At 62.1% G+C, this 25,068-nt stretch carries 34 protein-coding genes and 1 tRNA gene; 22 read left to right on the forward strand and 13 right to left on the reverse strand.

Annotated elements, in window-relative coordinates; translation table 11 throughout:
- Window positions 1–2: 2 nt before the first annotated feature.
- From iscR to trmJ, 3 genes are all read right to left on the reverse strand, one after another.
- Window positions 3–500, reverse strand: a complete 498-nt coding sequence (iscR, locus tag B3P22_RS12605) for a Fe-S cluster assembly transcriptional regulator IscR (RefSeq protein ID WP_197858445.1) — start codon at window positions 498–500, stop codon at window positions 3–5.
- 136 nt (window positions 501–636) lie between these two features.
- Complete coding sequence (gene cysE, locus B3P22_RS12610; RefSeq protein WP_296271190.1) at window positions 637–1,416, reverse strand: serine O-acetyltransferase; 780 nt, start codon at window positions 1,414–1,416, stop codon at window positions 637–639.
- Window positions 1,409–2,188 (reverse strand): tRNA (cytosine(32)/uridine(32)-2'-O)-methyltransferase TrmJ, encoded by a 780-nt coding sequence (gene trmJ / locus B3P22_RS12615; protein ID WP_275546056.1) that lies wholly within the window; start codon window positions 2,186–2,188, stop codon window positions 1,409–1,411. The genes cysE and trmJ overlap by 8 nt, the downstream gene beginning before the upstream one ends.
- 145 nt (window positions 2,189–2,333) lie before the next feature.
- On the opposite strand from trmJ, the gene suhB reads away from it, so the two are divergent.
- Window positions 2,334–3,149 (forward strand): inositol-phosphate phosphatase, encoded by an 816-nt coding sequence (suhB, locus tag B3P22_RS12620; RefSeq protein ID WP_197858442.1) that lies wholly within the window; start codon window positions 2,334–2,336, stop codon window positions 3,147–3,149.
- A 58-nt stretch (window positions 3,150–3,207) separates the two neighbouring features.
- Here the strand turns inward: suhB and B3P22_RS12625 are convergent, their stop codons facing one another.
- The 7 genes from B3P22_RS12625 to B3P22_RS12655 form a co-directional block, all read right to left on the reverse strand.
- Window positions 3,208–3,750: a glycine zipper 2TM domain-containing protein gene (locus B3P22_RS12625; protein WP_296271191.1), complete on the reverse strand. Its 543-nt coding sequence runs from the start codon at window positions 3,748–3,750 to the stop codon at window positions 3,208–3,210.
- 118 nt (window positions 3,751–3,868) lie between these two features.
- Complete coding sequence (gene secF / locus B3P22_RS12630) at window positions 3,869–4,783, reverse strand: protein translocase subunit SecF (protein WP_197858520.1); 915 nt, start codon at window positions 4,781–4,783, stop codon at window positions 3,869–3,871.
- Window positions 4,784–4,795: 12 nt separating this feature from the next.
- Entirely contained in the window at window positions 4,796–6,664 is a 1,869-nt protein-coding gene (gene secD, locus B3P22_RS12635; RefSeq protein ID WP_296271192.1) for a protein translocase subunit SecD, read from the reverse strand.
- 229 nt (window positions 6,665–6,893) lie between these two features.
- Window positions 6,894–7,223, reverse strand: a complete 330-nt coding sequence (gene yajC, locus B3P22_RS12640) for a preprotein translocase subunit YajC (protein ID WP_197858436.1) — start codon at window positions 7,221–7,223, stop codon at window positions 6,894–6,896.
- A gap of 41 nt (window positions 7,224–7,264) precedes the next feature.
- Window positions 7,265–8,380, reverse strand: a complete 1,116-nt coding sequence (tgt, locus tag B3P22_RS12645; RefSeq protein ID WP_296271242.1) for a tRNA guanosine(34) transglycosylase Tgt — start codon at window positions 8,378–8,380, stop codon at window positions 7,265–7,267.
- A 20-nt stretch (window positions 8,381–8,400) separates the two neighbouring features.
- Window positions 8,401–9,444, reverse strand: coding sequence for a tRNA preQ1(34) S-adenosylmethionine ribosyltransferase-isomerase QueA (queA, locus tag B3P22_RS12650; RefSeq protein WP_296271193.1), 1,044 nt, complete (start codon window positions 9,442–9,444; stop codon window positions 8,401–8,403).
- 40 nt (window positions 9,445–9,484) lie between these two features.
- Entirely contained in the window at window positions 9,485–10,237 is a 753-nt protein-coding gene (locus B3P22_RS12655) for a substrate-binding periplasmic protein (RefSeq protein WP_296271194.1), read from the reverse strand.
- A 238-nt stretch (window positions 10,238–10,475) separates the two neighbouring features.
- On the opposite strand from B3P22_RS12655, the gene B3P22_RS12660 reads away from it, so the two are divergent.
- The 18 genes from B3P22_RS12660 to B3P22_RS12745 all read left to right on the forward strand — a co-directional run bounded on the left by B3P22_RS12660 (window position 10,476) and on the right by B3P22_RS12745 (window position 18,988).
- Window positions 10,476–10,560 (forward strand) — tRNA-Leu (locus B3P22_RS12660).
- A gap of 175 nt (window positions 10,561–10,735) precedes the next feature.
- On the forward strand, window positions 10,736–11,956 hold the full coding sequence (locus tag B3P22_RS12665; protein WP_296271195.1) for an integrase arm-type DNA-binding domain-containing protein: 1,221 nt from the start codon (window positions 10,736–10,738) through the stop codon (window positions 11,954–11,956).
- A 2-nt stretch (window positions 11,957–11,958) separates the two neighbouring features.
- Window positions 11,959–12,369, forward strand: coding sequence for a hypothetical protein (locus B3P22_RS12670; RefSeq protein ID WP_296271196.1), 411 nt, complete (start codon window positions 11,959–11,961; stop codon window positions 12,367–12,369).
- A gap of 83 nt (window positions 12,370–12,452) precedes the next feature.
- Window positions 12,453–12,677 (forward strand): helix-turn-helix transcriptional regulator, encoded by a 225-nt coding sequence (locus tag B3P22_RS12675; protein ID WP_296271197.1) that lies wholly within the window; start codon window positions 12,453–12,455, stop codon window positions 12,675–12,677.
- Window positions 12,678–12,958: 281 nt separating this feature from the next.
- The gene (locus tag B3P22_RS12680) at window positions 12,959–13,249 is read left to right on the forward strand and encodes a hypothetical protein (protein WP_296271198.1); all 291 of its coding nucleotides are present in this window, start codon (window positions 12,959–12,961) and stop codon (window positions 13,247–13,249) included.
- On the forward strand, window positions 13,246–13,491 hold the full coding sequence (locus B3P22_RS12685; RefSeq protein WP_296271199.1) for a hypothetical protein: 246 nt from the start codon (window positions 13,246–13,248) through the stop codon (window positions 13,489–13,491). The genes B3P22_RS12680 and B3P22_RS12685 overlap by 4 nt, the downstream gene beginning before the upstream one ends.
- Window positions 13,488–13,802 carry a hypothetical protein gene (locus B3P22_RS12690; RefSeq protein WP_296271200.1) on the forward strand — a complete coding sequence of 105 codons (315 nt, stop codon included), beginning with the start codon at window positions 13,488–13,490 and terminating at the stop codon, window positions 13,800–13,802. Before B3P22_RS12685 ends, B3P22_RS12690 begins: the two co-directional genes overlap by 4 nt.
- 5 nt (window positions 13,803–13,807) lie before the next feature.
- Window positions 13,808–14,233, forward strand: a complete 426-nt coding sequence (locus tag B3P22_RS12695) for a virulence-associated protein E (protein WP_296271201.1) — start codon at window positions 13,808–13,810, stop codon at window positions 14,231–14,233.
- Window positions 14,217–15,479 (forward strand): ATP-binding protein, encoded by a 1,263-nt coding sequence (locus B3P22_RS12700; RefSeq protein ID WP_296271202.1) that lies wholly within the window; start codon window positions 14,217–14,219, stop codon window positions 15,477–15,479. The genes B3P22_RS12695 and B3P22_RS12700 overlap by 17 nt, the downstream gene beginning before the upstream one ends.
- Window positions 15,479–15,772: a hypothetical protein gene (locus B3P22_RS12705; protein WP_296271203.1), complete on the forward strand. Its 294-nt coding sequence runs from the start codon at window positions 15,479–15,481 to the stop codon at window positions 15,770–15,772. Before B3P22_RS12700 ends, B3P22_RS12705 begins: the two co-directional genes overlap by 1 nt.
- Window positions 15,769–16,020 carry a hypothetical protein gene (locus B3P22_RS12710; RefSeq protein ID WP_296271204.1) on the forward strand — a complete coding sequence of 84 codons (252 nt, stop codon included), beginning with the start codon at window positions 15,769–15,771 and terminating at the stop codon, window positions 16,018–16,020. The genes B3P22_RS12705 and B3P22_RS12710 overlap by 4 nt, the downstream gene beginning before the upstream one ends.
- An 87-nt stretch (window positions 16,021–16,107) precedes the next feature.
- Window positions 16,108–17,058, forward strand: coding sequence for a phage major capsid protein (locus tag B3P22_RS12715; protein ID WP_296271205.1), 951 nt, complete (start codon window positions 16,108–16,110; stop codon window positions 17,056–17,058).
- 5 nt (window positions 17,059–17,063) lie between these two features.
- On the forward strand, window positions 17,064–17,342 hold the full coding sequence (locus tag B3P22_RS12720) for a hypothetical protein (protein WP_296271206.1): 279 nt from the start codon (window positions 17,064–17,066) through the stop codon (window positions 17,340–17,342).
- On the forward strand, window positions 17,342–17,560 hold the full coding sequence (locus B3P22_RS12725) for a hypothetical protein (protein ID WP_296271207.1): 219 nt from the start codon (window positions 17,342–17,344) through the stop codon (window positions 17,558–17,560). The genes B3P22_RS12720 and B3P22_RS12725 overlap by 1 nt, the downstream gene beginning before the upstream one ends.
- Entirely contained in the window at window positions 17,557–17,802 is a 246-nt protein-coding gene (locus tag B3P22_RS12730) for a hypothetical protein (protein ID WP_296271208.1), read from the forward strand. Before B3P22_RS12725 ends, B3P22_RS12730 begins: the two co-directional genes overlap by 4 nt.
- 86 nt (window positions 17,803–17,888) lie before the next feature.
- A complete protein-coding gene (locus B3P22_RS12735) occupies window positions 17,889–18,068 on the forward strand; it encodes a hypothetical protein (protein WP_296271209.1) in 180 nt (59 codons plus the stop codon).
- Entirely contained in the window at window positions 18,065–18,688 is a 624-nt protein-coding gene (locus tag B3P22_RS12740; protein WP_296271210.1) for a hypothetical protein, read from the forward strand. The genes B3P22_RS12735 and B3P22_RS12740 overlap by 4 nt, the downstream gene beginning before the upstream one ends.
- Window positions 18,689–18,877: 189 nt before the next feature.
- Complete coding sequence (locus B3P22_RS12745) at window positions 18,878–18,988, forward strand: hypothetical protein (RefSeq protein ID WP_296271211.1); 111 nt, start codon at window positions 18,878–18,880, stop codon at window positions 18,986–18,988.
- 42 nt (window positions 18,989–19,030) lie between these two features.
- Here B3P22_RS12745 and B3P22_RS12750 read toward each other — a convergent pair whose 3' ends face one another.
- Entirely contained in the window at window positions 19,031–19,237 is a 207-nt protein-coding gene (locus B3P22_RS12750; RefSeq protein ID WP_296271212.1) for a hypothetical protein, read from the reverse strand.
- Window positions 19,238–20,319: 1,082 nt separating this feature from the next.
- Here B3P22_RS12750 and B3P22_RS12755 point away from each other — a divergent pair.
- The gene (locus tag B3P22_RS12755; RefSeq protein ID WP_003298189.1) at window positions 20,320–20,532 is read left to right on the forward strand and encodes a cold-shock protein; all 213 of its coding nucleotides are present in this window, start codon (window positions 20,320–20,322) and stop codon (window positions 20,530–20,532) included.
- A 104-nt stretch (window positions 20,533–20,636) separates the two neighbouring features.
- Window positions 20,637–21,134, forward strand: coding sequence for an RDD family protein (locus B3P22_RS12760; RefSeq protein ID WP_296271213.1), 498 nt, complete (start codon window positions 20,637–20,639; stop codon window positions 21,132–21,134).
- Between the two features lie 59 nt (window positions 21,135–21,193).
- On the opposite strand, the gene lptG is transcribed toward B3P22_RS12760, so the two are convergent.
- A complete protein-coding gene (gene lptG / locus B3P22_RS12765) occupies window positions 21,194–22,258 on the reverse strand; it encodes an LPS export ABC transporter permease LptG (protein WP_197858394.1) in 1,065 nt (354 codons plus the stop codon).
- Window positions 22,251–23,375: an LPS export ABC transporter permease LptF gene (gene lptF, locus B3P22_RS12770; RefSeq protein WP_296271214.1), complete on the reverse strand. Its 1,125-nt coding sequence runs from the start codon at window positions 23,373–23,375 to the stop codon at window positions 22,251–22,253. The genes lptG and lptF overlap by 8 nt, the downstream gene beginning before the upstream one ends.
- Before the next feature lie 143 nt (window positions 23,376–23,518).
- Here lptF and B3P22_RS12775 point away from each other — a divergent pair, with 143 nt between their 5' ends.
- The gene (locus B3P22_RS12775; RefSeq protein WP_296271215.1) at window positions 23,519–25,006 is read left to right on the forward strand and encodes a leucyl aminopeptidase; all 1,488 of its coding nucleotides are present in this window, start codon (window positions 23,519–23,521) and stop codon (window positions 25,004–25,006) included.
- Window positions 25,007–25,068 lie beyond the last annotated feature (62 nt).

Below are 25,068 nucleotides of genomic sequence, written 5' to 3' on the forward strand. Positions count from 1 at the left end.
GCTCACTCGATGGCAGACGCTTCAATCTTATCCAAATGCGGCGCAGTGCCTCTGCCGGAGCAGCGACGCTGATCCTGGCGCAACGCGACCTCTTGAACCTCACGGCGCACGACCAGATCGGCCAGACTGATGCCACTGAGGAATTCATGAATTTGCTGACTGAGATCGCACCACAGATGATGGGTCAGACAGGTGTCGCCAGAGTGGCAATCGCCCTGCCCCTGGCAACGCGTGGCATCTACGGACTCATTGACCGCATCGATCACCTGGGCCACCTGAATGCCACGCATGTCACGCGACAGCTGATAGCCGCCACCCGGCCCGCGCACACTGGAAACCAGGTTGCCACGGCGCAGCTTGGCGAACAGTTGCTCGAGATAGGACAGGGAGATGCCCTGCCGCTCGGAAATATCGGCCAGGGAAACGGGACCATGCTGCGCGTGCAGCGCCAGATCGAGCATGGCGGTAACGGCGTAACGGCCTTTGGTGGTCAGTCGCATGGCTCTACCACGAATCACTGAATTGAGGCGGAGTATGCAATTCCCGAGTATTTAAGTCAACTATAAGACCTATTAATTTACTCAGGTTTGACCGCAAAAAGAGGCGAGATGATAGCAGAGACCACCTCGCCGCGCATCAGGCTGCAGGCTTGTCGCCCTGCCCCTTGCAGACCTCGGCGAAATCCTCGTCGCGCAGCTCCGGCAACGCCTTGGCGCGATAGTCGCAATCCAGAGAAGCCAGCGCCTTGCTGATATCCTCCAGACGACCATCGACGGCCTGCAGGTGGTCGAGCAATTGCCCGATTGCCCTTGCCACCGGGTCAGGCATGTCCTGACCTACGCCATAGGCATCGAAGCCGATCTTCTCGGCCATGGCCTGACGCTTGGCCTCCTGCTCGTCATCGGACTTGACGATGATCTTGCCGGGAATGCCGACCGCGGTCGCACCGGCTGGCACCGCCTTGGTCACCACGGCATTGGAGCCGATCTTGGCGCCCGCACCAACAGTGAACGGCCCCAGCACCTTGGCGCCGGCACCGACCACGACACCATCCTCCAGAGTCGGGTGACGCTTGCCCTTGTTCCAGCTGGTACCGCCGAGGGTCACACCCTGATAGAGCGTCACGTCATTGCCGATCTCGGCAGTTTCGCCGATCACGATACCCATGCCGTGATCGATGAAGAAGCGCCGCCCGATCTTCGCCCCCGGATGGATCTCGATACCGGTCATCCAGCGCCCGAAGTTGGACACCACGCGCGCCGGCCACTTCCAGCCCGAACGCCATAGCGCATGAGCCACTCGATGCAGCCAGGTGGCATGCAACCCCGGGTAGCAGGTCACCACCTCGAAGGCATTGCGCGCCGCCGGATCACGGTGAAAAACGCTCTGGATATCTTCTCGCATGCGTTCAAACATCAGACTTCCCCTGCTTGTGAGGCTCTCCACGCACGGCCTTCTCTGTCTCGGTAAGGATGCCGCGCAGGATATTCATTTCCAGCTTGCTCACCGCACTGCGCCCAAAAAGGCGGCGCAGGCGAGTCATCAGGTGCCGTGGCTTCTGCGGATCGAGAAAGCCGATCATCACCAGCACGCGGCGCAAATGACCGTAGAAAGACTCCAGCTCATCCGCCGTCGCGACCTGGGAATTGAGCATCGCTGTGGTTTCCAGCTTCTCCACCTTGCTCGGCAGGTTTTGCGCTGTCAGCCAGGCCATGCGCACTTCATAGGCCAGCACCTGCACCGCCGCTGCCAGGTTCAGCGAGCTGAACTCCGGGTTGGACGGGATATGCACGTGGTATTGACATCGCTGCAGCTCCTCGTTGGTCAGACCGGCGTACTCACGGCCGAACACCAACGCCACCTCACCACCCGCAGCGGCCTGTTCGCAACTGGTCGTACCGCACTCGCGAGGATCGAGCAAGGGCCAGGGGATGCGTCGGTCGCGCGCACTGGTACCGATGACCAGCGTGCAGCCGACCAGCGCCTCCTCCAGCGTGTCGACCACCTGCGCGGCGTCCAGCACATCGGTGGCGCCGGATGCTCGCGCAACGGCATCGCCGCTGGGAAAATCCTCGGGAGCCACCAGCACCAGACGTGACAGACCCATGTTTTTCATCGCCCGCGCGGCACCGCCGATGTTGCCCGGATGACTGGTACCCACCAGAACGACGCGAATATTGTCCAGCAACGCAGACACTCTCAGAAACGATTAGGGGGCTACGATCTTACCCAAGCCCCGGCGTGATTGCCATGCGGGGTACAGACGGCGCTTCATCAGCAACGGTTTTCTGCTAACATGGCCGGCTTTCTTTAACGCCCCAGGTGAACCTCCCATGCAGCCCATGCTGAATATCGCCCTGCGCGCCGCTCGCAGCGCCGGTGAAATGATCTTTCGCTCCATCGAGCGCCTGGATGTCATCTCGGTCGACGAGAAGGATGCCAAGGATTACGTCACCGAGGTCGACAAGGCCGCCGAGCTGATGATCGTCCAGGCCATTCGCAAGGCTTACCCGACCCACAGCTTCCTCGGCGAAGAAGGCGGCGTGCTGGAAGGCAGCGGCGAAGGCGCTGATTATCAGTGGATCATCGACCCGCTGGACGGCACCACCAACTTCGTTCGCGGCGTGCCGCACTTCGCCATCAGCATCGCCTGCAAATACCGCGGTCGCCTCGAGCACGCCATTGTCCTCGACCCGGTTCGCCAGGAAGAATTCACCGCCAGCCGCGGCCGCGGTGCAGCTCTCAACGGTCGTCGCCTGCGCGTCAGCAATCGCAAGAGCCTTGAGGGTGCCCTGCTCGGCACCGGCTTCCCGTTCCGCGATGGCCAGCTCGATCACCTGGACAACTACCTCAACATGTTCCGCAGCCTGACCGGCCAGACCGCCGGCATCCGCCGCGCAGGCGCTGCCAGTCTGGACCTGGCGTACGTTGCGGCCGGCCGCTTCGACGCATTCTGGGAGTTCGGCCTGTCCGAGTGGGACATGGCTGCCGGCGCCCTACTGATTCAGGAAGCAGGCGGCCTGGTCAGCGACTTCAGCGGCGGCCATGACTTCCTCGAAAAGGGCCAGATCGTTGCCGGCAATACCAAGTGCTTCAAGGCCGTGCTGACGGCGATCCAGCCGCACCTGGCTCCGTCGATGAAGCGCTGAGCTTCTGCCAGACCATGAAAAAACGCCCCGAGGGGCGCTTTTTTATGGCTCGAACTCCCTACTGGGTCTGCCGCACCAGCACCAGCTCGCCCTGCTTGTTGACCGGAATGCGACTACCCGGATCACGGTCCATGCGCACGGTGCCGACCTTCTCGCCCAGCTGGTACTTCACGTCGTAGCCCACCAGCTTCTCGCTGGTATCGGTCACGGTGTTGCAGCGGGTTTCGGTGGTGGTGTAAGTGTCACGCTGCTGCATGCCTTCCTGAACCTTGTTGCCGGCATAACCGCCGCCAACAGCGCCGGCCACGGTGGCGATCTTCTTGCCGGTACCGCCGCCGACCTGATTACCCAGCAGACCACCGGCGATGGCCCCGATAGCCGTGCCAGCGATCTGATGCTGATCCTGTACCGGACGCTGACGCGTGACCGCCACGTCCTTGCAGACTTCCCGTGGCGTTTTCACGGTTTCATTGACCGGCGTTACGGCCAGCACCTCGGCATAATCCGGGCCACGATCAACCAGGCTGTAAGTGGCAACAGCGCCACCAGCGGTCACACCCACAGCACCCAGTACGGCACCTACCAACAGTGATTTGTTCATTTTATGTGTCTCCTAGGCTTGGCGACTCGCGCCCTTCTCCCTGCCTAGGACAGCAAAAAGCCGCGACAAGTTCGACTGGCCGCGGCTTTCGCTGACTTTCATGAAGCCTGTCACATCGTTACGGACGGCCGTCGTCGGCCTCGGCTTCAGCCGCAGGAGGAATCAGATCCTCCACGCTGAGTTTCAGCCATACCAGCACAGTGGCACCGATATAGACCGACGAGTAGGTCCCGACCACGACACCCACCAGCAGGGTCAGAGCAAAGGCGCCCAGTACTTCACCACCGAAGAACAGCAGCGCCAACAGCGCCAGTGCTGTGGACAATGATGTAGCGATGGTACGCAGCAAGGTCTGGGTAATCGAAACGTCGATATTCTCGATCAGCGAGGTCTTGCGCAGCACCCGGAAGTTCTCGCGGATACGGTCATAGATGATGATGGTGTCGTTGAGCGAGTAACCGATCATCGCCAGGATCGCCGCCAGCACGGTCAGGTCGAACGGGATCTGGAAAAACGCCAGTACGCCCAGGGTGATGATCACGTCATGCACAAGGGATGCGATGGCGCCGACACCGAACTTCCACTGAAAGCGAAACGCCAGGTACAGCATGATGCCGCCCAGCGCCAGGAGCATGGCAATACCGCCCTGGTCACGCAGTTCCTCCCCCACCTGCGGGCCGACGAACTCGACGCGTTTGACCTCGAAACGCGTCGCCTCGTCGACCTTGCGCAGCGCGGCCGCGACCTCATTACCCAGGTCGGGAGAATCGCCAGCCAGACGCACCAGCACATCGGTACTGGCGCCGAAGCTCTGCACCACGGCATCGGTATAACCTGCCTGGCCCAGCTCGGTCTTGATTCGATCAAGATTGGCCGGCTGTTCGTATTGCAGTTCGATCAGGGTGCCGCCGGTGAAGTCCAGGCCGAAGTTAAGCCCTTTGGCGAACAACGCCCCCAGGCCGATCACTGTCAGCGCCAAGGTCATGGCGAAGGCGATATTGCGTACCGCCATAAAACGAATGGTTGATTTGATCATGGCTGCACCTCAGATCCACAGCTTCTTGACGTTGCGGCCACCGAAGATCAGGTTGACCAGACCTCGGGTGAACATGATGGCTGTGAACATCGAAGTGATGATGCCCAGAGACATGGTCACCGCGAAGCCCTTGACCGGGCCGGTGCCCATGGCGAACAGGATGCCGCCGACCAGCAAGGTGGTCAGGTTACTGTCGAGAATCGCCGAGAATGCACGGTCGAAGCCTTCATGCAGGGCGCGCTGCACGGGCAGGCCATTGGCCAGCTCCTCGCGAATGCGCGAGAAGATCAGCACGTTGGCGTCCACCGCCATACCCAGGGTCAGGACGATACCGGCAATGCCCGGCAAGGTCAGGGTCGCGCCGATGGCAGACATCAGGCCCACCAGCAGCACCAAGTTGAACGCCAGAGCGACAGTCGCCAGCACACCGAAGAAACGGTAGATGGCGATGATGAAGAGGGCCACGAAGATCATCGCCCATTCGGTAGAGGCGATACCTTTGGCGATGTTCTCTGCACCCAGGCTCGGGCCGATGGTGCGCTCTTCAGCGAAGTACATCGGTGCAGCCAGGCCACCGGCGCGCAGCAGCAGCGCCAGCTCCGAGGACTCACCCTGGCCGTTCAGACCGGTGATGCGGAACTGGCTGCCCAGTGCCGACTGAATGGTGGCCAGGCTGATGATTTTCTTCTCTTCGACGAACGAGGAGACAGCGACTTCCTGCTCGACACCGTCGACGGTCTGCCGCACGTAGCGGGTGACCGGCTTCTGTTCGATGAAGATCACCGCCATGCTGCGTCCGACGTTGTTACGCGTGGCGCGATTCATCAGATCGCCACCGTGACCGTCGAGGCGGATATTCACCTGCGGACGGCCATTCTCGTCGAAGCTGGCCTGAGCGTCGGTAACCTGGTCACCGGTGATGATCAGCTCACGCTCGAGCTGCACCGGCGGACGGCCCTCCTCGCGGAAACCGAAAGCCTCGGTCGCACCACGCGGCGCGTCGAAATCGGCCTGCAGACGGAACTCCAGGTTCGCGGTCTTGCCGAGAATACGCTTGGCCTCGGCGGTGTCCTGCACACCGGGCAGTTCGACCACGATGCGGTTGGCGCCCTGACGCTGCACCAGCGGCTCGGCTACGCCCAGCTCGTTGACGCGGTTACGCACGGTGGTGAGGTTCTGGCGAATGGAGTATTCACGGATCTCGGCGATCTTCGCCTGGGTCAGACCCAGTTGCAGGACCTGCTGGCCATTGCGCTCGACAGTGGTCAGTTCGAAATCGCTGTAATCCTTGCGAATCAGGCGCTGCGCATTGTCCAGCGTGTCGCTGTCGGCAAAGCCGAGCTGAATGCGGCCGTTGCTTTCCGGCATGCTGCGATAGCGCACGCGCTCCTTGCGCAGCAGGCTCTTGATTTCACCTTCATAGACCTGGCGGCGCACGTCCAGCGCCTTGTCCATGTCGACTTCCAGCAGGAAGTGCACGCCCCCGGAGAGGTCCAGGCCGAGCTTCATCGGGCTCGCGCCCAGGCTGCGCAGCCAGTCGGGAGTGGTTTGCGCCAGGTTCAGCGCCACGACGTAGTCATCGCCCAGTGCGCGACGGACGATGTCCTTGGCCGGCAGCTGGTCATCCTGCTTGATCAGACGAATCAGGCCGCCGCGGCCACGCTCGTCGATGCTGGCAGCCTTGACCTGGATACCGGCATCGGTCAGCGCCTTGCTGGCACGATCGACATCCGTCTGCTCGATGCTCAGCGCCGAGCTGGCGCCGCTGATCTGCACGGCAGGATCGTCTGGATAGAGATTTGGAATGGAGTAAACCAGGCCGATCGCCAGTACGGACAGAATCAGCAGGTACTTCCACAGAGGGTATTTATTGAGCATGAACGGGCCGCCCGCATTATGATGCAGGGCGCCAAAGTGCACCTCTAAAAACTATCTGCGTTGCCATCGCTGCGTTAAAAAACAGGCTCGTGCGCGAGTCCGATCAAAATGCTCATTTACATTCGTAAACTGCGCTTTTTCGCCTGTTTTTGCCTTGCGCTGGCTGCCTCGCCTACGTTTTTAGAAGTGCCCTCAAGCGCCCCGTGGAATGGAAAAACCGAGAACCGAATCAGATGGCTTTCAGCGTGCCCTTGGGCAGGGTGGCGGCGATGGCCTGTTTCTGGAACTTCAGCTCGACGGTGTCAGACACCTCGATCACCACGAAATCGTCGGCAACCTTGGACACCTTGCCGGCGATACCGCCGCTGGTGACGACTTCGTCGCCCTTCTGAAGGCCGCCGAGCAGGTTCTTGTGCTCCTTGGCACGCTTGGCCTGCGGACGCCAGATCATCAGATAGAAGATGACCAGGAAGCCGATCAGGAAAACCCACTCGAAACCGCTGCCGGCAGGGCCAGCAGCCGCGGTGTCAGCGTAGGCGGCGGGGATCAAAAAGCTCATGTAACACTCCTAATGGAAAGGATCTTCAAACGTTCGGGAAATCAGTCCAGAGGCGGCACAGGCAGGCCGCGCTTGGCATAGAAGGCTTCGACAAAGGCGGCCAATGTACCCTGTCCGATAGCCTCGCGCAAACCAGCCATAACCCGCTGATAATGCCGCAAGTTATGGATGGTATTGAGCATGCTACCGAGCATTTCGCCGCACTTGTCCAGATGATGCAGATAAGCGCGCGAGAAGTGTTTGCAGGTGTAACAGTCGCAGGTCGGATCCAGCGGCGAATCGTCGAGCTTGTGCACGGCGTTGCGGATCTTCACCACGCCGGTATCGACGAACAGGTGCCCGTTGCGCGCATTACGCGTCGGCATCACGCAGTCGAACATGTCCACACCGCGGCGCACGCCCTCGACCAGGTCTTCCGGTTTGCCCACGCCCATCAGGTAGCGTGGCTTGTCGGCCGGCATCTGCGGCGGCAGGAAGTCGAGCACGCGGATCATCTCTTCCTTCGGCTCGCCGACCGACAGACCGCCAATCGCCAGGCCGTCGAAGCCGATCTCGCACAAACCCTCCAGCGAGCGCATGCGCAGCTCCTCGTGCATGCCACCCTGGACGATGCCGAACAGCGCCGCGGTGCTTTCACCGTGCGCGGTCTTGGAGCGCTTGGCCCAGCGCAGCGACAGTTCCATGGAGCGCTTGGCCACGTCGAACTCGGCCGGGTACGGCGTGCATTCGTCGAAGATCATCACGATGTCCGAGCCCAGGTCGCGCTGCACCTGCATCGACTCTTCCGGCCCCATGAACACCTTGGCGCCGTCGACCGGCGAGGCGAAGTACACGCCCTCTTCCTTGATCTTGCGCATCGCCCCGAGGCTGAACACCTGGAAACCGCCGGAGTCGGTAAGGATCGGTCCCTGCCACTGCATGAAGTCGTGCAAATCGCCATGCTTCTTGATCACCTCCATACCCGGGCGTAGCCACAGGTGGAAGGTGTTGCCGAGAATGATCTGCGCGCCGATGTCTTCGACGTCGCGCGGCAGCATGCCCTTGACCGTGCCATAGGTACCCACCGGCATGAAGGCCGGAGTATCGACCACGCCACGCGGGAAGGTCAGGCGGCCGCGACGGGCCTTGCCGTCGGTAGCCAGCAACTCGAAGGACATGCGACAGGTGCGCGACATACTCAAACCTCGGGCCCGCGCGCGGCGGGATTGCGGGTGATGAACATGGCATCACCGTAACTGAAGAAGCGATAACCCTGCGCCACGGCCTCGCGATAGGCGGCCATGGTCTCGGCATAGCCGGCGAAGGCCGACACCAGCATCAGCAGGGTCGACTCGGGCAAATGGAAGTTGGTGACCAGCGCGTCGACGACATGAAACGGACGCCCCGGGTAGATGAAGATGTCGGTATCGCCGCTGAACGGCTTTAACTCGCCGCTCTGCGCCGCGGTCTCCAGCGAACGCACACTGGTGGTGCCGACGGCGACCACACGACCGCCACGAGCGCGACAGGCCGCCACGGCATCGACGACATCCTGGCCGACTTCCAGCCACTCGCTGTGCATGTGGTGATCCTCGATGCGCTCCACGCGCACCGGCTGGAAGGTACCGGCGCCGACATGCAGGGTGACGAATGCCGTTTCCACACCCTTGGCACGGATCGCCGCGAGCAATTCGTCATCGAAGTGCAGCCCCGCGGTCGGCGCAGCCACTGCGCCCGCTTTCTCGGCGTAGACGGTCTGATAACGCTCGCGATCCGCTTCGTCGTCCGGCCTGTCTATATAAGGCGGCAACGGCATATGGCCGACCCGCTCCAGCAACGCCAGCACCGGCTCGGCGAAACGCAGCTCGAACAGGGTATCGTGGCGCGCGACCATTTCGGCCTCGCCACCACCCTCGATAAGAATCTGCGAGCCCGGCTTGGGCGATTTGCTCGAGCGCACATGGGCCAGCACGCGGTGCTGATCGAGCACACGCTCCACCAGTATCTCCAGCTTGCCGCCGGACGCTTTCTGGCCGAACAGGCGCGCCGGAATCACCCGGGTATTGTTGAACACCATCAGATCACCGGAGCGCAGTTGCTCCAGCACGTCGGTGAACTGGCCATGACGCAACGCGCCACTCGGGCCGTCCAGCAGCAACAGGCGACTGGCACGACGCTCGGCCAGGGGGTGACGGGCGATCAGCGACTCGGGCAGATCGAAGTGAAAATCGGCAACACGCATGATTCGATTCGGCGGGGGTATTTCTGCAGGATGGCGAAGCTTACCGGATTTCCCCCTGTCCGACCACGTGAGGCTGCGGTGCATACTTGGCGACGATCCGCGCCAGGGTGCCATCGTTCTGCAGCGAGCGGATGGCGGCATTGACCGCCTCGAGCCGACCCAGCCGATCTCGGTGCAGGCGCAAACGCAATTGAGAGCGATGAATCGTCGGCCCCTCCTCCACCTGCCAGCGAGTCCCGCGCAACTGCCCGTCCACATGTTGCAGATAGCGCCACTCCAGGCGGTCGAGGATGCCGGCCTCGCTGCGCCCCTGGGCAACGCGGTAGATCAGCGCCTGAACATCGGCGCCATCGTTACGCTGAAAGTGGTTGCTGCCGGCATAGCCATAGCCGCGCACGGTAGCGATGGCACGACCACCTAGATCCTCAAGATGACTGTAGGGGAAATCCTTGCCGGGAGGAAAAATCAGCATCTCCTCAGTTTCCAGCACCGGCACCGTCCACGCCGAGACCTCGACTTGCTCGGCGTCACTGCGCCAGCTCTTGCTGACGCAACACTCGATCTGCAACTGCCCCTCGCGAAAGAGCTTTTGCGTCCGCAGCGGCGGCAACGGGTGGCTGGCTAGCAGCGACTCCGGCAAGCGCTCATCCAGCGCAAGCATGAACTCGTGGAGGATGCCGCTGACCCGAGCCCCCTCGACTATCCAGTAAGGTGCCCAACTTTCATCAGTGACGGCGTAGGTCAGGGTGTCGGCCCTAGCGATAGGCACGAGCAGCAGACCCGTGACGAGCATCCGGCACAAACCTTTGATAACTCCTTCTCCCACGACCGCCTCACCCCGAGGTCATTTATATAAGTGCCATACTCGGCAATCTTGATGACAGCGCGATTCTAGCTGCAACCGCAATATAAAAGCCGGGCGCCATCATCACTGCCATTGGCCGCCGGTACAGGAACGCATCGATAGCCAATTACCGCATTAACGCCGATTGACCGGCGCAAGGTGCATCCCTATACTGCGCCGCCATCGTGCCCCGGTGGCGGAATCGGTAGACGCGGCGGATTCAAAATCCGTTTTCGAAAGGAGTGGGAGTTCGAGTCTCCCCCGGGGCACCACGATATTTTCCCAGGCAGTGCCAAAAAGCACCGCCAGAACAGATAAACCGGCCTCTTGGCCGGTTTTTTGTTGCCTGTAGTTCCCGCCTATTCCCTTGCAAGCCCAAAGTTTTAGGGGCATGTTTAGGGGCATATCCAGTTAGGTCATGTTTCATGCCCCTACGCAGGTGCCCCTATGCCCCGCAAAGTCACGCCGCTGACTGACTCGGCCATCAAGGCCGCCAAGCCCAAGGACAAGCCCTACAAGCTCGCCGACGGCCAGGGCCTTTACCTGGAAGTGATGCCTGGCGGCTCCAAGCTCTGGCGCCTGAAGTACAGCTACGCCGGCAAGGAAAAGCGCCTGGCGTTAGGGGCATATCCGACCGTCCCGCTACAGCAAGCCCGGCGACGCCGTGACGAAGCGCGCCAGCAGTTGGCCGATGGTGTCGACCCCGGCGAACAGAAGAAGGCCGACAAGCTGGCGCAGCTGGCCGAGGTGCTGACCTTCGAGGCCCTGGCCAGGGAGTGGCACCGATACCGCACGCCACGCTGGGCGCCGGCGACTGCGGCCAAGGCACTGGCCTACCTCGAGTCGGATCTACTACCCGCGCTGGGCAGCAAGCCCTTCGAGTCAGTAGCCAGGCCCGACCTGGTGGAGCTGGTCCGCAAGATCGAGAGCCGCGGTGCGCACAACGTCGCCAAGAAAACCCGCCAGTGGCTGAATCAGATCTTCCGCTACGGCCTGGCCCGCGGCGTGATCGATCACAACCCGGCCACCGACCTGGATGTGATCGCAGCCCAGCCGCCAGCGACCAAGCATCACCCGCACGTCACCTTCGCCGAGCTCCCCGAGCTGCTCGACAAGGTCGAGACGGCCAAGATCCATGTCCTGACCCGCGGCGCCATCCAGCTGCTGGCCCTGACCGCCGTTCGCCCGGGCGAGCTGCGCGCCGCTCCCTGGGCCGAGTTCGACCTCGACGCCGCGACATGGACCATCCCCAAGGAGCGGATGAAGGCACGCCGACCGCACATCGTTCCCCTCCCTCGCCAGGCCGTGGCCATCCTGCGCCAGCTCCACCAAATCACGGGCAAGTACCCGCTAGTGTTCGCCGGCCGGCACGACACCAGCCGGCCCATGAGCGAGAACACTGTGAACCTGGCGCTGCAGGCGCTCGGCTACAAGGATCGCCAGACCGGCCACGGCTTCCGCCACCTGCTAAGCACCGAGCTGAACGGCCGCGGCTACAACCGCGACTGGATCGAGCGCCAACTTGCCCACGGCGACCAGGACGAGATCCGCGACACCTACAACCACGCCACCTACCTCGAGCAGCGCCGGGAAATGATGCAGGCCTGGGCCGATTCGATAGATGCACTGCGAGCAGGCGCCAACGTGGTGAACATCAGGAGAGCTTAGCGATGCGGGTGAACCAACCGTTAACCCCGGAACAGCACGTGCAGGAGGACGAGCAGCACCGCAAGAGAACGGAGAACAGCAAAGCCTTTCTGGAGGAGGTGGCCAGCCTGATCGAGGCTGGCGAACCTCTAAGCCCCATGCAAAAGGAGTGGGCTGCCGGTGCAATTCGAGCCTTTGCGGCATCGCTTCCACTAGAACGAAAGCGAAACGTGGGCGCCCCCTTGAGGGTTCCAGACGAAGCAATCTTGCTAAGGCAGGTATATATCAGCGGTGGAATGCCCATCGGCGAGGCAGAAGAAAAACTAGCGAGCCTTTATGAAGTGGACTTAGAGACGCTGCAGAGTCGAATCAAGCGACTTGCCAAAACAACCGACCCGACCGAATGGGGGTTTCGGAAATGGGGTGCAAACTAAATAAAGTTTGCCCCTAAAACGGCTCCGCCCCGCCGCATAACCTGCCGCCATCGTTACCCAAACCGCCCAAGGAGGCGCAGACGATGGCCGCACCTACCAGCTCCGCCCAACTCCCCCGCCGCTTTATCAAGCTGGCCGAGGTCAAAGCCCTGACCACCCTTTCCACCTCCGAGATCTACAGGCGCATCGCCGCGGGCACTTTCCCCGCGCAAGTCCCCCTCGGGTCGAAGTCCGTTGCGTGGATCGAGGCTGAGGTCATCGCCTGGTGTGAACAGCGGATCGCCGAAAGCCGCCAGGAGGTCGCATGAGCACGCTTGCGTTCTCCCCGTCCTGGCGCTATGGTTTGCCTGTCACGGTCAATCCCGTGGCCGACCTTGGCCGGTCGAGAACTTCTAGGCGCACAAGCGCCCACCATCCGATTGCAGGCGCTTTTTTTGTGCCCGCTGCATCGTGTTATGGCGGCTGTGCGTGGGACTCCTTCGGGGGTGCCGGGTGCCTAGAGTCCCGGTCGGCCAACCCGCGTACAGCTGTCACCATTCCTTGCTTGGCCGCAAGCGGTGATGGCTCCTCAACTCTAGGAGCTTCGCCCATGAAACATATCCGCAATCTGTCCGCATCGCATGCGGACGCCTGGAAGGCCCGCGCTCTCGCCGCCCTCCGCAGCAACTCCTCCCTGTCCGTCCGCCTGGCTCGCTACAACGCAGCGATGGCCCGTGCCCGTGAAATCGAGGCCCGTGCTAATGCCGGCGCCTTGCAGATTCGCCCTGCTGGCGGCATGTGGCGCGTTTGCCAAGGTGACGCCGTGCTGGCCTTCGCTGCCAGCTACCGCGCTGCCTGCCAGAGCCTGGCGGCCCTGGAAGCCGTAGGGGGTGCCCAATGAGCCATCTAACTGATCGCCAAGCATTCGATCTGATCCAGCAGCGTGTCGAGATACTGGCCAACGCCGGCAAGGGGCTGGAAGCCATCGGCAACCTGATGGGCGCTGACGCCTCAGAGCATCACCTGACCGCCGATGACCAGATGGGCCTTGCTCATGCGGTCGCAGCGATGGGCGCCATGATCTTCGCCACTGCCAACGAGGCGTGGGGCTATGCCGCGTTAGACCGGGAGCAATGGACATGAGCACCATGCCAAACAGCACCACCCTGGGCCATGTGGTCACCGTCTGCCACCCCAGCAACGGACGCCGCCGCGAACTGCCCGCGCTGACCATCGGCGTGCTGGCGCTTGAACTGGCCGGCATGATCCGCGACGCACTGCCCGCCGCCCTGGTCTGCATCGTGCGCGTTGATCTGCGTCCGACCGAGCGCGAGCAGGCCGAGCAGCAAACGCACGCCATCAAGCGCCAGGTGATCGAGGCGCGCGAAGCCGAGCATCCCGGCCACGCTTTCCTGGCCGCCACCGGCTTCTGGCCAACCGCCAAGCAGGAGTAATCACCATGACTCAGAAAAACGGCGCCTGTGCGCCGACGGGATCGGCTTGCCTGGAGAAAGTGCTGGGCCGTCTGGATAAAGTGAAAGCAGCAGGCTCCGGACGCTGGAAAGCCTGCTGCCCTGCCCACGATGACAGGGACCCGAGCCTGAGCGTTCGCGAGGCGGACGACGGCAAGGTGCTGGTGCACTGCTGGGCCGGGTGCACCACCCGCGAAATTCTCGCGGCGATCGGGCTGGAGCTGCGCGACCTTTTCCCCGGCGACAAGCCGGCACGCCGGGGGCCGAGCAGGGCCGCCATCGAGCACGAGCGCACCGTCTACCGGATCGGCCTGGCGCAACAGCAGCAGGGCCACCAGTTGGGCGCCGAAGACCTGGCCCGCTTTGAGCTGGCCAAGCAGCGCTTGGGGGTGGCCAATGACAGCGCCCAGTGATCGATTCGCCAAGGAGTGGGAAGGTGTCAGCGTCCTGCCCAGGCCCGCCGGAGCGCCTGCCTGGCGCGCCAACCTTGTGTCCGCCGCGACCATCACCCCGAAGGCAGCGCAGTGGCTTTGGCCGCAGTGGTTGCCCAGGGGCATGCTCACCATCCTGGCCGGTGCCGGCGGTGACGGCAAAACCACGCTCACCCTTGGGCTGATCGCGACCATGACCAGCGGTGGCCGCTGGCCGGACGGTACCCACTGCAGCGAGAAGCAGAACGCGGTGATCTTCTCCAGCGAGGACTCTGCCGAGCACACCATCATCCCTCGGCTGATCGCCGCCGGCGCTGACTTGAGCCGCGTGTTCATCATGCAGGGCCGTATCAACGACCTGGGCGAACAGGAGCCGTTCGACCCTTCCCGTGATTGCGACCTGCTGGCGCGGGAGCTGGAGCGCATCGGCGGCGCCGGCCTGATCATGATCGACCCCATCGTCGCAGCGGTGAGCGGCGACATGCACCGGGCCAACGACGTACGCCGATCGCTGCAGCCTCTCGTGAACCTGGCGGAGCAGCATGGCGCCGCCGTGGTGGGTATCTCGCACTTCTCCAAAGGTAGCCAGGCCAGCAGCCCAGCCGAGCGCGTGCTGGGTAGCCAGGCATTCACTGCTCTGGCGCGCATGGTGCTGGTCAGCGCCAAACGTGAAGGCGAAGAAGACCGAGTGCTGGCGCGGGCCAAGTCGAACATCAGCGCCGACGACGGCGGCTGCACCTACATGATCGAACCAACCACCATCGACGGCGGGATCGCGACTGTGCGTGCAACCTGGGGCGACGTGATCGACGGCAGCGCCAGGGAGATCCTGGCAGACGTTGAACAGCTCAACCTCAATGACGAACCCGATGAGGACGATCCGGCCGAGGTGCTGCGACGTGTTCTGAGTGCTGGCCGGCTCGATGGAAAGGAGGCCAAGCGGGTGATGGCCAACAATGGCTTTTCGGCCAAGCAGGTGCGATCTGCACGGGAGAAACTGGCCGTCGATATCGTCCGGGAGGGCTTCGGCAAGGAGATCGTTTCTTACTGGTCGCTGCCTGCATTCGTGCCCAGATCTCCATTCGTGCCCTCGGAAAACCATTCGTGCCCACTCTCAGGAGAGGGCACGAATGGGGAAAAAGGGCACGAATGGGCAGGTGAGCCCCCTTCACTGAGCAACCACCCCGCGCCGCCGGCCTTCGACGAATCTGACTCGGAGGCACTGTGATGGCCGCTATCGACTACCTCACCGAAAAGGGCTTTTCGGCCAAGGTCTCCGGCAAGCGCCTGGTGGTTTCCCCTGCCAGCCGCCTCACCGATAACGTGCGCAAATACATCAAGGCCCATCGCCTTGAGCTACTCGCCGAACTGGCCGCCAACGACGGCCAGGAGCGCCGCAGCAACTGGCGCATCATCCGCGCCGGTAAACCGCTCTGCACGCTGATAGGTGAACCGATGACCTACCCCGAAGCCCTGGAGGCTGCGCGCTGGCGATGGCCTGACGTGGAGGTTCTGCGATGAGCAACCATGACACCGACGACCGAGTCGAGCTGCTGCGCCGCTGGTGCCTTGATCGCGGCCTTTGGGTCGGGCCGTTCGATGAAGTAGGCGAATCCACAGCAGCTGCGCTGTGTGACAGGTCTCCGGAGACGCTGCGCTATTGGCGCGGCACTGATCGACGCTTGCCATGCCGCAAGACGAAGGCCGGCTGGCGTTACGCCCTGTGCGACCTGGCGGAGTTCCTGGATGAAGATGCGGAGGGCTGTTGAAAACCGTTGAACCCTGCGTGCTGTCGTCGGGAGTTGCTGGGGGTGGCGTGGGACGCTGGTCGCATATCCAAACAGGAGAACAGTCACATGCACAACAACGCGCGCCATCTTATCCAGGCTCTGCAAGAGCTTGCACGGGCGGACGGTAACCGGGCTAATGCTGAAGGGGCCGCGACTTCCGGCACCGTGCTTACGATGCTGAAGCAGCTCGGCACCAGTACAGGGAACATCACGGGCGACCTTGGGGTGGCCTATCGCGAAATCCTTCAATTGGCGCAGCGTCGCTCGCTAATCAGCAAGATTGACGCTGCATCGCCTTTCCGCAAACTGCCGTTTGAGCTTCCTGCCTTGGAACAGTCCGCCGGCTCGTCCGTCGGTTTCATCGCCGAGGGCCAAGCAATCCCGGTCGGCGAGCTGGACTTCACCGCTCGAAAGCTGGCGCGTCGCAAACTGAGCGGCATTTTGCCCGTAACGCGCGAAATGGCATCAGCCATGCCTGCAGAGTCCGCGCTTTCTCGCGACCTGATTCGCGCCGTGGCGGATGGCGAATCAGCGGCGTTCTTCTCTGATGACGCAGCAAGCGCTTCAGCCCCTGCTGGCATTCTCGCCGGCGTGACTCCCGGCACCGGCTCGAACAACCCTGCAAACGACATTGCCGCGCTGATTGACGCCTTTACCGGCGACCTCGACAGCGCTGTGATCCTTACCAGTCCGCGCAACGGCGTGAAGCTGGCGGCGATTTATGACGGTACCGGCGCGCGTGGCGGCGAGCTGGCAGGCATTGGGCATGTCACCCACGCCGAGATCCCTGACGGCGAAATCGCGATCATTGAGCCGGGGCGCGTGATGCTGGCCGACGATGGCCTAGAGATCGATTACTCGAATCAGGCAACTATCGCGGCGCTCGACAGCAACGGCGATCCTGATGCCCCTGTGAGTCTCTGGCAGCACAACCTGAGCGCCTACCGCCTGACCCGCTGGCTCAACTGGCGCCCTGCTGCCGGCTCTGTGGCTTGGCTCAATAGCGTGAACTGGTGATCGCCATGAACTACTCGAGTTTGATTGACGCCGAGCGCCTTGCCTTCGCCAAGCTGGCAACCGAGGTGGCTCGCCGCACTGGCGGTAAGACTGTCAGCGACGTGGAAGTGATCCGTTGCTCTGATGGGCTTTCCCTCATCTGTGCCGACGTTGGTGGCGAGACGGTAACGCACGGCCTAGAGCTGCCACCCGGGGCGTGGACGCCGACACTAGTGACCGAGCTTGTAAGGCTGTTTCGAGGTTCGGCAGAGATTGCCTTGCGCCAGACAGGAGGGCGTGCGTGATGAGCGACTACAGACCGCGCGCAGAGAAAATTATCAGGCGAATTGGCGAACAGGCCAAGGAGTTTAGAAAGGAGGGTCTAGGAGATGCCTCCTATGTCACCGCTGCTGTCGGCATTCTCTGCGCCTACATCGCCAACTCCATTGAGCGAATTGAACGCCTCGAGGGCGATCTTCAAGCGCTGACCGAGCTGCTGGCCAGCGTGGAGGAGAAGCGATGAGTGAAGCAGAAGTTCTTGCAACCGCGGTACGCATTGTCGCCCAGCGCGATCCTAGCGAAGACCCGGCACCCAGCAATCCACAGATCGCCGCGCGCATCGCTGAATTGCGCAAGGAAGGTGGCCTGGTGCTGCGTGTGCTCAAGGATCAACCCGACGCTGTCATCGTGCTGGTAGAGAACGGCGAAGACGACCCATTTTTGATGGTTGTCAGCGCCGACCACCTCCCGATTACCAAGCACTGAGGGACGGGCCATGGCTGCAAATTTGGGGGTTTTGACGCGTTATGCCGTAGGAACAGTAATGCCTTCTCAATGTAGGAGTGTGAAATATGAGTAGTAATGGTCAGATCATTGGCGGGATTGTTGGGGCGGTGGTCGGCGCCCTCATCACTTGGACGCCCCAAGGGGCATATGCAAGCGCAGAGCTGGCAGGCGGAGTCGGCAACCTGCTAAGCGCAACCAGCGATGAAAACCAAGAGGAAGACGACGCCTTGGAGGATGTGCAATGAGCATTCTCAATGCATTCGTAACGCCTGAGCTCGCACTTATTGGCGTCGACACTGAAGCAATGCTTCCAAGTGGAGACCTTCAACAGGTGTGCAAGATCGTCGTCAATCCGGTGCTTAGCGCAGTCGTTGGATTCCGTGGACTGGATCTTATGCAGATGGCCTCGGCGCCTGTCTTCTCGGGTTGGAAGGGCACATTCGATGCCTTGGCCGAATACGTCCCCGAGCTGATGCGCCTGTGCGAGGAACATTGCATTACTGCTCATGGCCAGCCCAAAGAGCAGCTAATCACCAACTTCGCGCTAGCGGGATTTTCTGAGTCCTCTGGGTGCATGGTGTTGCACGCTTATGAGAGAACGAAGCACACCCAGCCGATTGAGCATCACCGCTCTATTCCTCAGTTCTATGCGCCCTACTGGGGTGATGATCACCTCAAGTCTCTTGGCATCTGTGCTGATCGGAAAGGGATGGAAGTTTTGGCCAGGGAGCAGTGCCGGAAGGCGCGAGAGGAGAGGCCAACTGACTTTGCGTGTGGTGGCCGCTTCTTCATCGCTGAGGCCAGACGCGACAGCATCCGCATAGAGCATGCTTTCGAGTTCCCGCCGCATGGCAAAGATTGCTAATGGCACGGCTTAGGACAATCAAGCCTCGACCGCAGGAGGTTCAGGGCAGGCAGATCCGCCAGGCGCCTACCCTGAGCGAGCGGCGTATGACAGGCAGGAAGCTACAGGAGAGGCGTCTAAGGGTTTGGTCGCGGCGCCCATTGCGGCAAGCTCTGCGAGTTCCCTGAGGGCTTCGAGCTCAATCACAAGGTGCCACTGTTCCAGGGTGGAGAGGATACCGACGAGAACTGCCAGGTGCTTTGCTTTGGTCCCGATGGATGCCACGCGAAGAAGACGGCTGCTGACTTGCGATGTGAATAATCCTGGCGGAAGCAGAGTTAGATAAGCCAATGCCACAACTACTCAGCGGCTCGCCCCCTCAAAGTTGCCAGGTAGAACAGGAGACCAAACATTGCCGTTGCGCTTCTTCTTGGGCTTTCTGTTCTTCTTAAAGCAAACAGCCCGCAGGGCCTCTTCTGTGGTGACTTCAATCCCTGCTGCCTCGGCCTGACGTTGCTGCCCGCGAAGTTTCTGAATCAACTTGCGCTGCTGCTCGAGTTTCGACGACACAATTTTCTCCATCTGCTGAGCACCCAACCCGGTCGCCATCCTTGCCCGATGCGCGGCCGGTCGGCGGGCGGTGCGGAGAGTCTAGACGCTTTGCTCTCTCAGCAGGTCCTCGTCGATGGTGGTCAGCATCGGTATGCCATCCCGGCGAGGCATCAGCTCTAGGGCACGGCGGGTTGCCTCCACATCAAATAACCGACCGCGTTGAACGGCCAGCAGGCTTCTGCTTACCCGGAAATGCCCGCAGTTGGGGCACACAAGTTCTACGAAATCACCACCAGTAGGTATTGCTTCGGCGTCAGCCCTGCAGACCAGGCAATTCATAAGCACTCCTTCCATCGGCCCCATGCCGGCCCCAGACCGTACCCCATCCCCGCATTCACGCCAACTGGCGAGGTGTTCTCTTGGGGGGGGTAGTCCAATATTCCAAAACGGAATCGCTCGGACACCGCCCCCGAACTCATTTGCAGAAAAAATCCCCCTTAACAGGAGGCGTTAACTCATGCGTTAAGTTAACAACCCGGGCCGGAGCCCTTGCTGCGCCTGGCTCGCAGCCATTTGAAAACGCCATTTGATTTGCTGATTTCCGTATTTGATTTGCTGATTTCCGTTAACTCCGGCCGCGTTGAGCCCTGAAAGGCGCATCGAGTTTTAGGGGCAGATTTAGGGGCATGACCTGGCAGCCACATTGCAGGAACCCCACAACCATGCACCACACAGCGAAAGCTTCGAGTCTCCCCCGGGCACCACGATTCGAAGCCCGCAAGACCTTGGTCTTGCGGGCTTTTTCGTATCTGCGTGAACAATAGAGGCAATTGTTGCAAGCCGGTTACCGCCAAACTTTTCCGGCACCTCGGCAGGCCCCGTAAAACCTGGCTGGCGACCTTGCTGGCAGGGGTTGGCAATTGCGCAAAAGTTAGCGTAGAGTGATCGAACTGTTTGCATGGGTCGCCGTGAATCGTGACTCTGGTGCAGCAGATCACTTCGATCCGCTACATCCCGCTCGACTTCTATTACTCCTTGCAACCAGTCTCAGCCCTCTATACTCGGAGGCTGTCATCAACTTTAGTTTCAAGGAAAAAGACATGTCGAATCGTCAGAACGGTACCGTCAAGTGGTTTAACGACGAGAAAGGTTTTGGTTTTATCACTCCCGAAAGCGGTCCGGATCTGTTCGTGCACTTCCGCGCGATCGAAGGTAACGGCTTCAAGAGCCTGAAAGAAGGCCAGAAAGTCAGCTTCGTAGCTGTGCAAGGTCAAAAAGGCATGCAGGCCGACCAGGTTCAGATCCTGGGCTGATTGCCGCTGCTTTGAAGAACCCCTGATCTCGATCAGGGGTTTTTTTATGCCTGGGGAAAAGTCGCGGTTAGAATGGCGCGCACTTTCGTCACAGCGAGCCCATCATGCCGAAACACCAGCTACGCCCGCAGGGAGACTTTCCCACTGCCGGGCTGATTCGTCGCCTGGCGGCCCTCTTCTACGACTTTTTGCTCTGCGTGGCGCTGATCATGGTGGTCACCCTGATCTACCAACAGGGCATCCTGCGCCTGATTCATGGTGGCGATGCACTGATGGCGATGGCCGAAGCCGGCGCCCTGGACAACGACCCGATTCTCGCCAGCCTGGTACTGCTGTCGCTGTTCGCCTTCTTCGCCAAGTTCTGGACGCATAACGGCCAGACGCTGGGCATGCAGGCCTGGGGATTGCGCATTCAGAACGCCGACGGCAGCGCCATCGACCTGTGGCAGGCCTTGCTGCGTTTCGTGGTCGCCATCGGTTCCTGGCTGTTCGCCGGCCTGGGTTTTCTCTGGCTGCTGTGGGACAAGCAGGGCCGCACCTGGCACGACATCTATTCGGACAGCCGCGTGGTTCAGCTACCCAAGAACATTCACAAGAAGTAGCCCAAGCAGATACCAAAAAGCCGGTTCACTGAACCGGCTTTTTCTTGCCCGCAAGCGACTCAGCCGGCGCGGCGTAGCAACCAAAGACCGGCCAGCGCGCAGATGCCAGCCGGCACCAGCACCGCCAGTAGCGGCGAGAAACCGAACACCAGGCTCGACGGCCCCAGCAGGTCCTGAGCGATACGGAAGATGAAGCCGACCAGCACGCCGGTGAAGACGCGCTGCCCCAGCGTCACCGAACGCAGCGGGCCGAAGATGAAGGAAATCGCCATCAGCACCAGAGCGCCAGTCACCAGCGGCTGCAATACCTTGGTCCAGAACGCCAGCCAGTAACGGGCATTGTTCAGCCCCTGCTCGCCCAGATAGTGGATGTACTGCCACAGCCCGGTCACCGAGAGCGACTCGGGCTCCATCACCACGGTGCCAAGCAGCTCCGGGTTGAGTTCGATGTCCCAGCGCTCTTCGCGCTGATTGACCACCTCGGAACGGTCTTCATGCAGCAGCGTGGTCTGCACGTTGCTCAGCATCCAGTGGTTGTCACGGTACTCGGCACGGCGAGCGAAGCTGGCCGAAAGCAGGCGACGCTCGCCGTCGAAACGGTAGCGCGTAACCCCCAGCAGAACACCGCCCGGCTGCACGGCGTTGATGTGCACGTACTCCTGGCCCTGACGATGCCACATGCCGCGCTTGGAGCTCTGCGCCGCACCACCACCCTGCGCCAGCGCACGGTCGGCCTGGGCCTGGTTCTCGGTCAGCGGCGCAACGTACTCGCCGATCAGAATGCCGGCGAGCATCAGCACCAGCATGGGCTTCATCACCGCCCAGACGATACGCCCGATGGACACGCCAGCAGCGCGCATGATGGTCAGCTCGCTGTTGCTGGCCAGGGTGCCGAGGCCGATCAGGCAGCCGATCAGCGCCGCCATCGGCAACATCTCGTAGGCGCGGCGCGGCGCGGTCAACAATACGTACCAGAGCGCCTGACCGAGGCCGTAGTCGCCCTTGTTCAGGTCGCCCAGCTCATCGATGAAGGCGAACAGCAACGCCAGGCCGAGGATGACGCCCAGTACCGCCAGAATGGCGAAGAACACCTGAGCGCCGATGTAGCGATCCAGCTTAGCCATGAGCCACCTCCGAAGTCGGCGCACGGCGGCTGGCCCACCACAGACTCAGACGTTCCCAGTACAACAGCGCCAGGCCGATGGCGAGGAAGATGCCATGCACCCACCACAGGCCCAGGGCCGCAGGCAGCCGGCCCTTGTCCAGCGCGCCACGCGCAGCGATCAGCAGGCCCAGGTACGCCATATAAAGGAAGATTGCCGGCAACAGCTTGAGGAAGCGGCCCTGACGCGGGTTGACCTTCGACAGCGGCACGGCCAGCAAGGTGACGATGAACACCAGCAGGGGCAACGACAGGCGCCATTGCAGCTCGGCCTGCATGCGCGGGTCGCTGCTGCCGAGCAACTCGCGGGTCGGCGTCGCCTCACGCTCGCTGGCTTCGATGGCGACCTCCGGCTTGGGCAGCAGCACGCCGTAGGTGTCGTACTGGATGGCGCGGTAATCCGCCTCGCCCGGCTCACCGTCATAGCGGTAGCCATTTTCCAGAATCAGATAGCGGCTACCGTCGTCCTGGATTTCCTGGCGCCCGCTCTCGGCCACCAGCACAGTGATGCCACGCTCGGAACGGCCATCGGTGGAGAAGCGCTTCTCCGACATGAACACGCCACGCAGCTCGCTGCGATCGGCCGACAGCTCCTGCGAATAGGTCACTCGCGAGCCATCACGCAGCGACTGGAAGCGCCCCGGCACCAGAGTATCGAGTTCGGTCAGGGCATCCTGCTCGTTGAGGATGCGCGCCACGCTGGCCACGCCCTGCGGCGCCAGGCCCAGACTCAGCCAGCCAACCAGCAGCGCGACGATCAGCGCTGGCGCCATGCTGTAAGCGGTCAGGCGCTGCTGGCTGACGCCGGTGGCCGACAGCACGGTCATCTCGCTGTCCAGGTACAGACGGCCGTAGGCCAGCAGGAAACCGAGGAACAGCCCCAGCGGCAGGATCAGTTGCAGGAAGCCGGGAATCCGGTAGCCCATGATCAGAAACAGCACGCCCGGGTCGAGTACGCCCTGCGCCGCCTGGGCCAGATACTTGATGAAACGACCGCTCATGATGATCACCAGCAGTACGGCACTCACCGCACTGAGGGTCACCAGCACTTCGCGGGACAGATAACGGAAGACGATCAAACCGGACGCTCCAGGGTTGTCAGGCTCAGGCGCGAACGCTCAAACTAGCCGCACCTACTTGCCGGCCCACCGCAGGGTGGACCCTCGAAAAATGGCGGCCATTATCCGTCAAACCCGACTCTTTGTCTTGGGGACAGCTCACTATGGAATTCCTCGTCAAAAGTACCCGTGCGGAAACCCTGAAAACCGCGACCCTGGTGGTCGCCATCGGCGAAGGCCGCAAGCTTGGTGACGCCGCCAAGGCCGTCGACCAGGCCAGCAACGGCGCCCTCTCCGCCGTGCTCAAGCGTGGCGATATCGCCGGCAAGCCGGGCCAGACCCTGCTGCTGCACAGCCTGCCGGGACTCAAGGCCGAACGCGTGCTGCTGGTGGGCTGCGGCAAGGGCGATCTATCCGACCGCCAACTGCGCAAGTTGGTTGCAGGCGTGCATGGCGTGCTCAAGGGCCTGGGCGGCAGCGACGCGCTGCTCGCCCTTGGCGAGCTCAAGGTCAAAGGCCGTGATACTTACGGCAAGACCCGCCTGATCGTCGAGACCCTGGCCGACGGCACCTACCTGTTCGAGCAGTTCAAGAGCCAAAAAGCCGAGCCGCGTGCGCTCAAGAAGATCACCCTGGTCGTCGACAAGGCCGAACAGGCCGACGCCGAACGCGCCCTGCAGCATGCCCGCGCCATCGCCACCGGCGTCGCCTTCACCAAGGACTTGGGCAACCTGCCGCCGAACCTCTGCCACCCCAGCTACCTGGCCGAAGAGGCCAAGGCTCTGGGCAAGGTGCACAAGAACCTCAAGGTCGAAATCCTCGACGAGAAGAAGCTCAAGGAGCTCGGCGCCGGTGCCTTCCTCGCCGTGGCCCAGGGCAGCGAGCAGCCGCCGCGGATGATCGTCATGCACTATCAGGGCGGCAAGAAGGACGAGAAGCCCTTCGCCCTGGTCGGCAAGGGCATCACCTTCGACACCGGCGGTATCAGCATCAAACCTGCCGCCGGCATGGACGAGATGAAGTACGACATGTGCGGCGCCGCCAGCGTGTTCGGCACCCTCAAGGCCGTGCTCGAGCTGCAACTGCCGATCAACCTGGTGTGCCTGCTGGCCTGCGCCGAGAACATGCCCAGCGGTCGCGCTACTCGCCCTGGAGACATCGTCACCACCATGAGCGGGCAAACTGTGGAGATCCTCAACACCGACGCCGAGGGCCGTCTGGTGCTGTGCGATACGCTGACCTACGCCGAGCGCTTCAAGCCGCAGGCCGTGATCGACGTGGCCACCCTCACCGGTGCCTGTATTGTCGCCCTGGGCAGCAACGTCTCCGGCCTGATGGGCAACAACGACACGCTGATCAAGCAGATCCTCAAGGCCGGCGAAGCCGCCGACGACCGCGCCTGGCAGCTGCCGCTGCATGACGAATACCAGGAGCAGTTGGACAGTCCCTTCGCGGACATCGCCAACATCGGCGGGCCGAAGGCCGGCACCATCACCGCGGGCTGCTTCTTGTCGCGCTTCGCCAAGAACTTCCACTGGGCGCACCTGGATGTCGCCGGCACAGCCTGGATCAGCGGAGGCAAGGACAAGGGCGGCACCGGTCGTCCGGTACCGATGCTGACCCAGTATCTGCTGGATCGCGCCAAGGCCTGACGCCGCAGCCCGGCCACGTCCTGTAGGAGCGAATTTATTCGCGATTCATCGCGAGTTATCGC

The sequence above is a fragment of the Pseudomonas sp. UBA6323 genome (assembly GCF_002439135.1).
Classification (GTDB): Bacteria; Pseudomonadota; Gammaproteobacteria; order Pseudomonadales; family Pseudomonadaceae; genus Aquipseudomonas.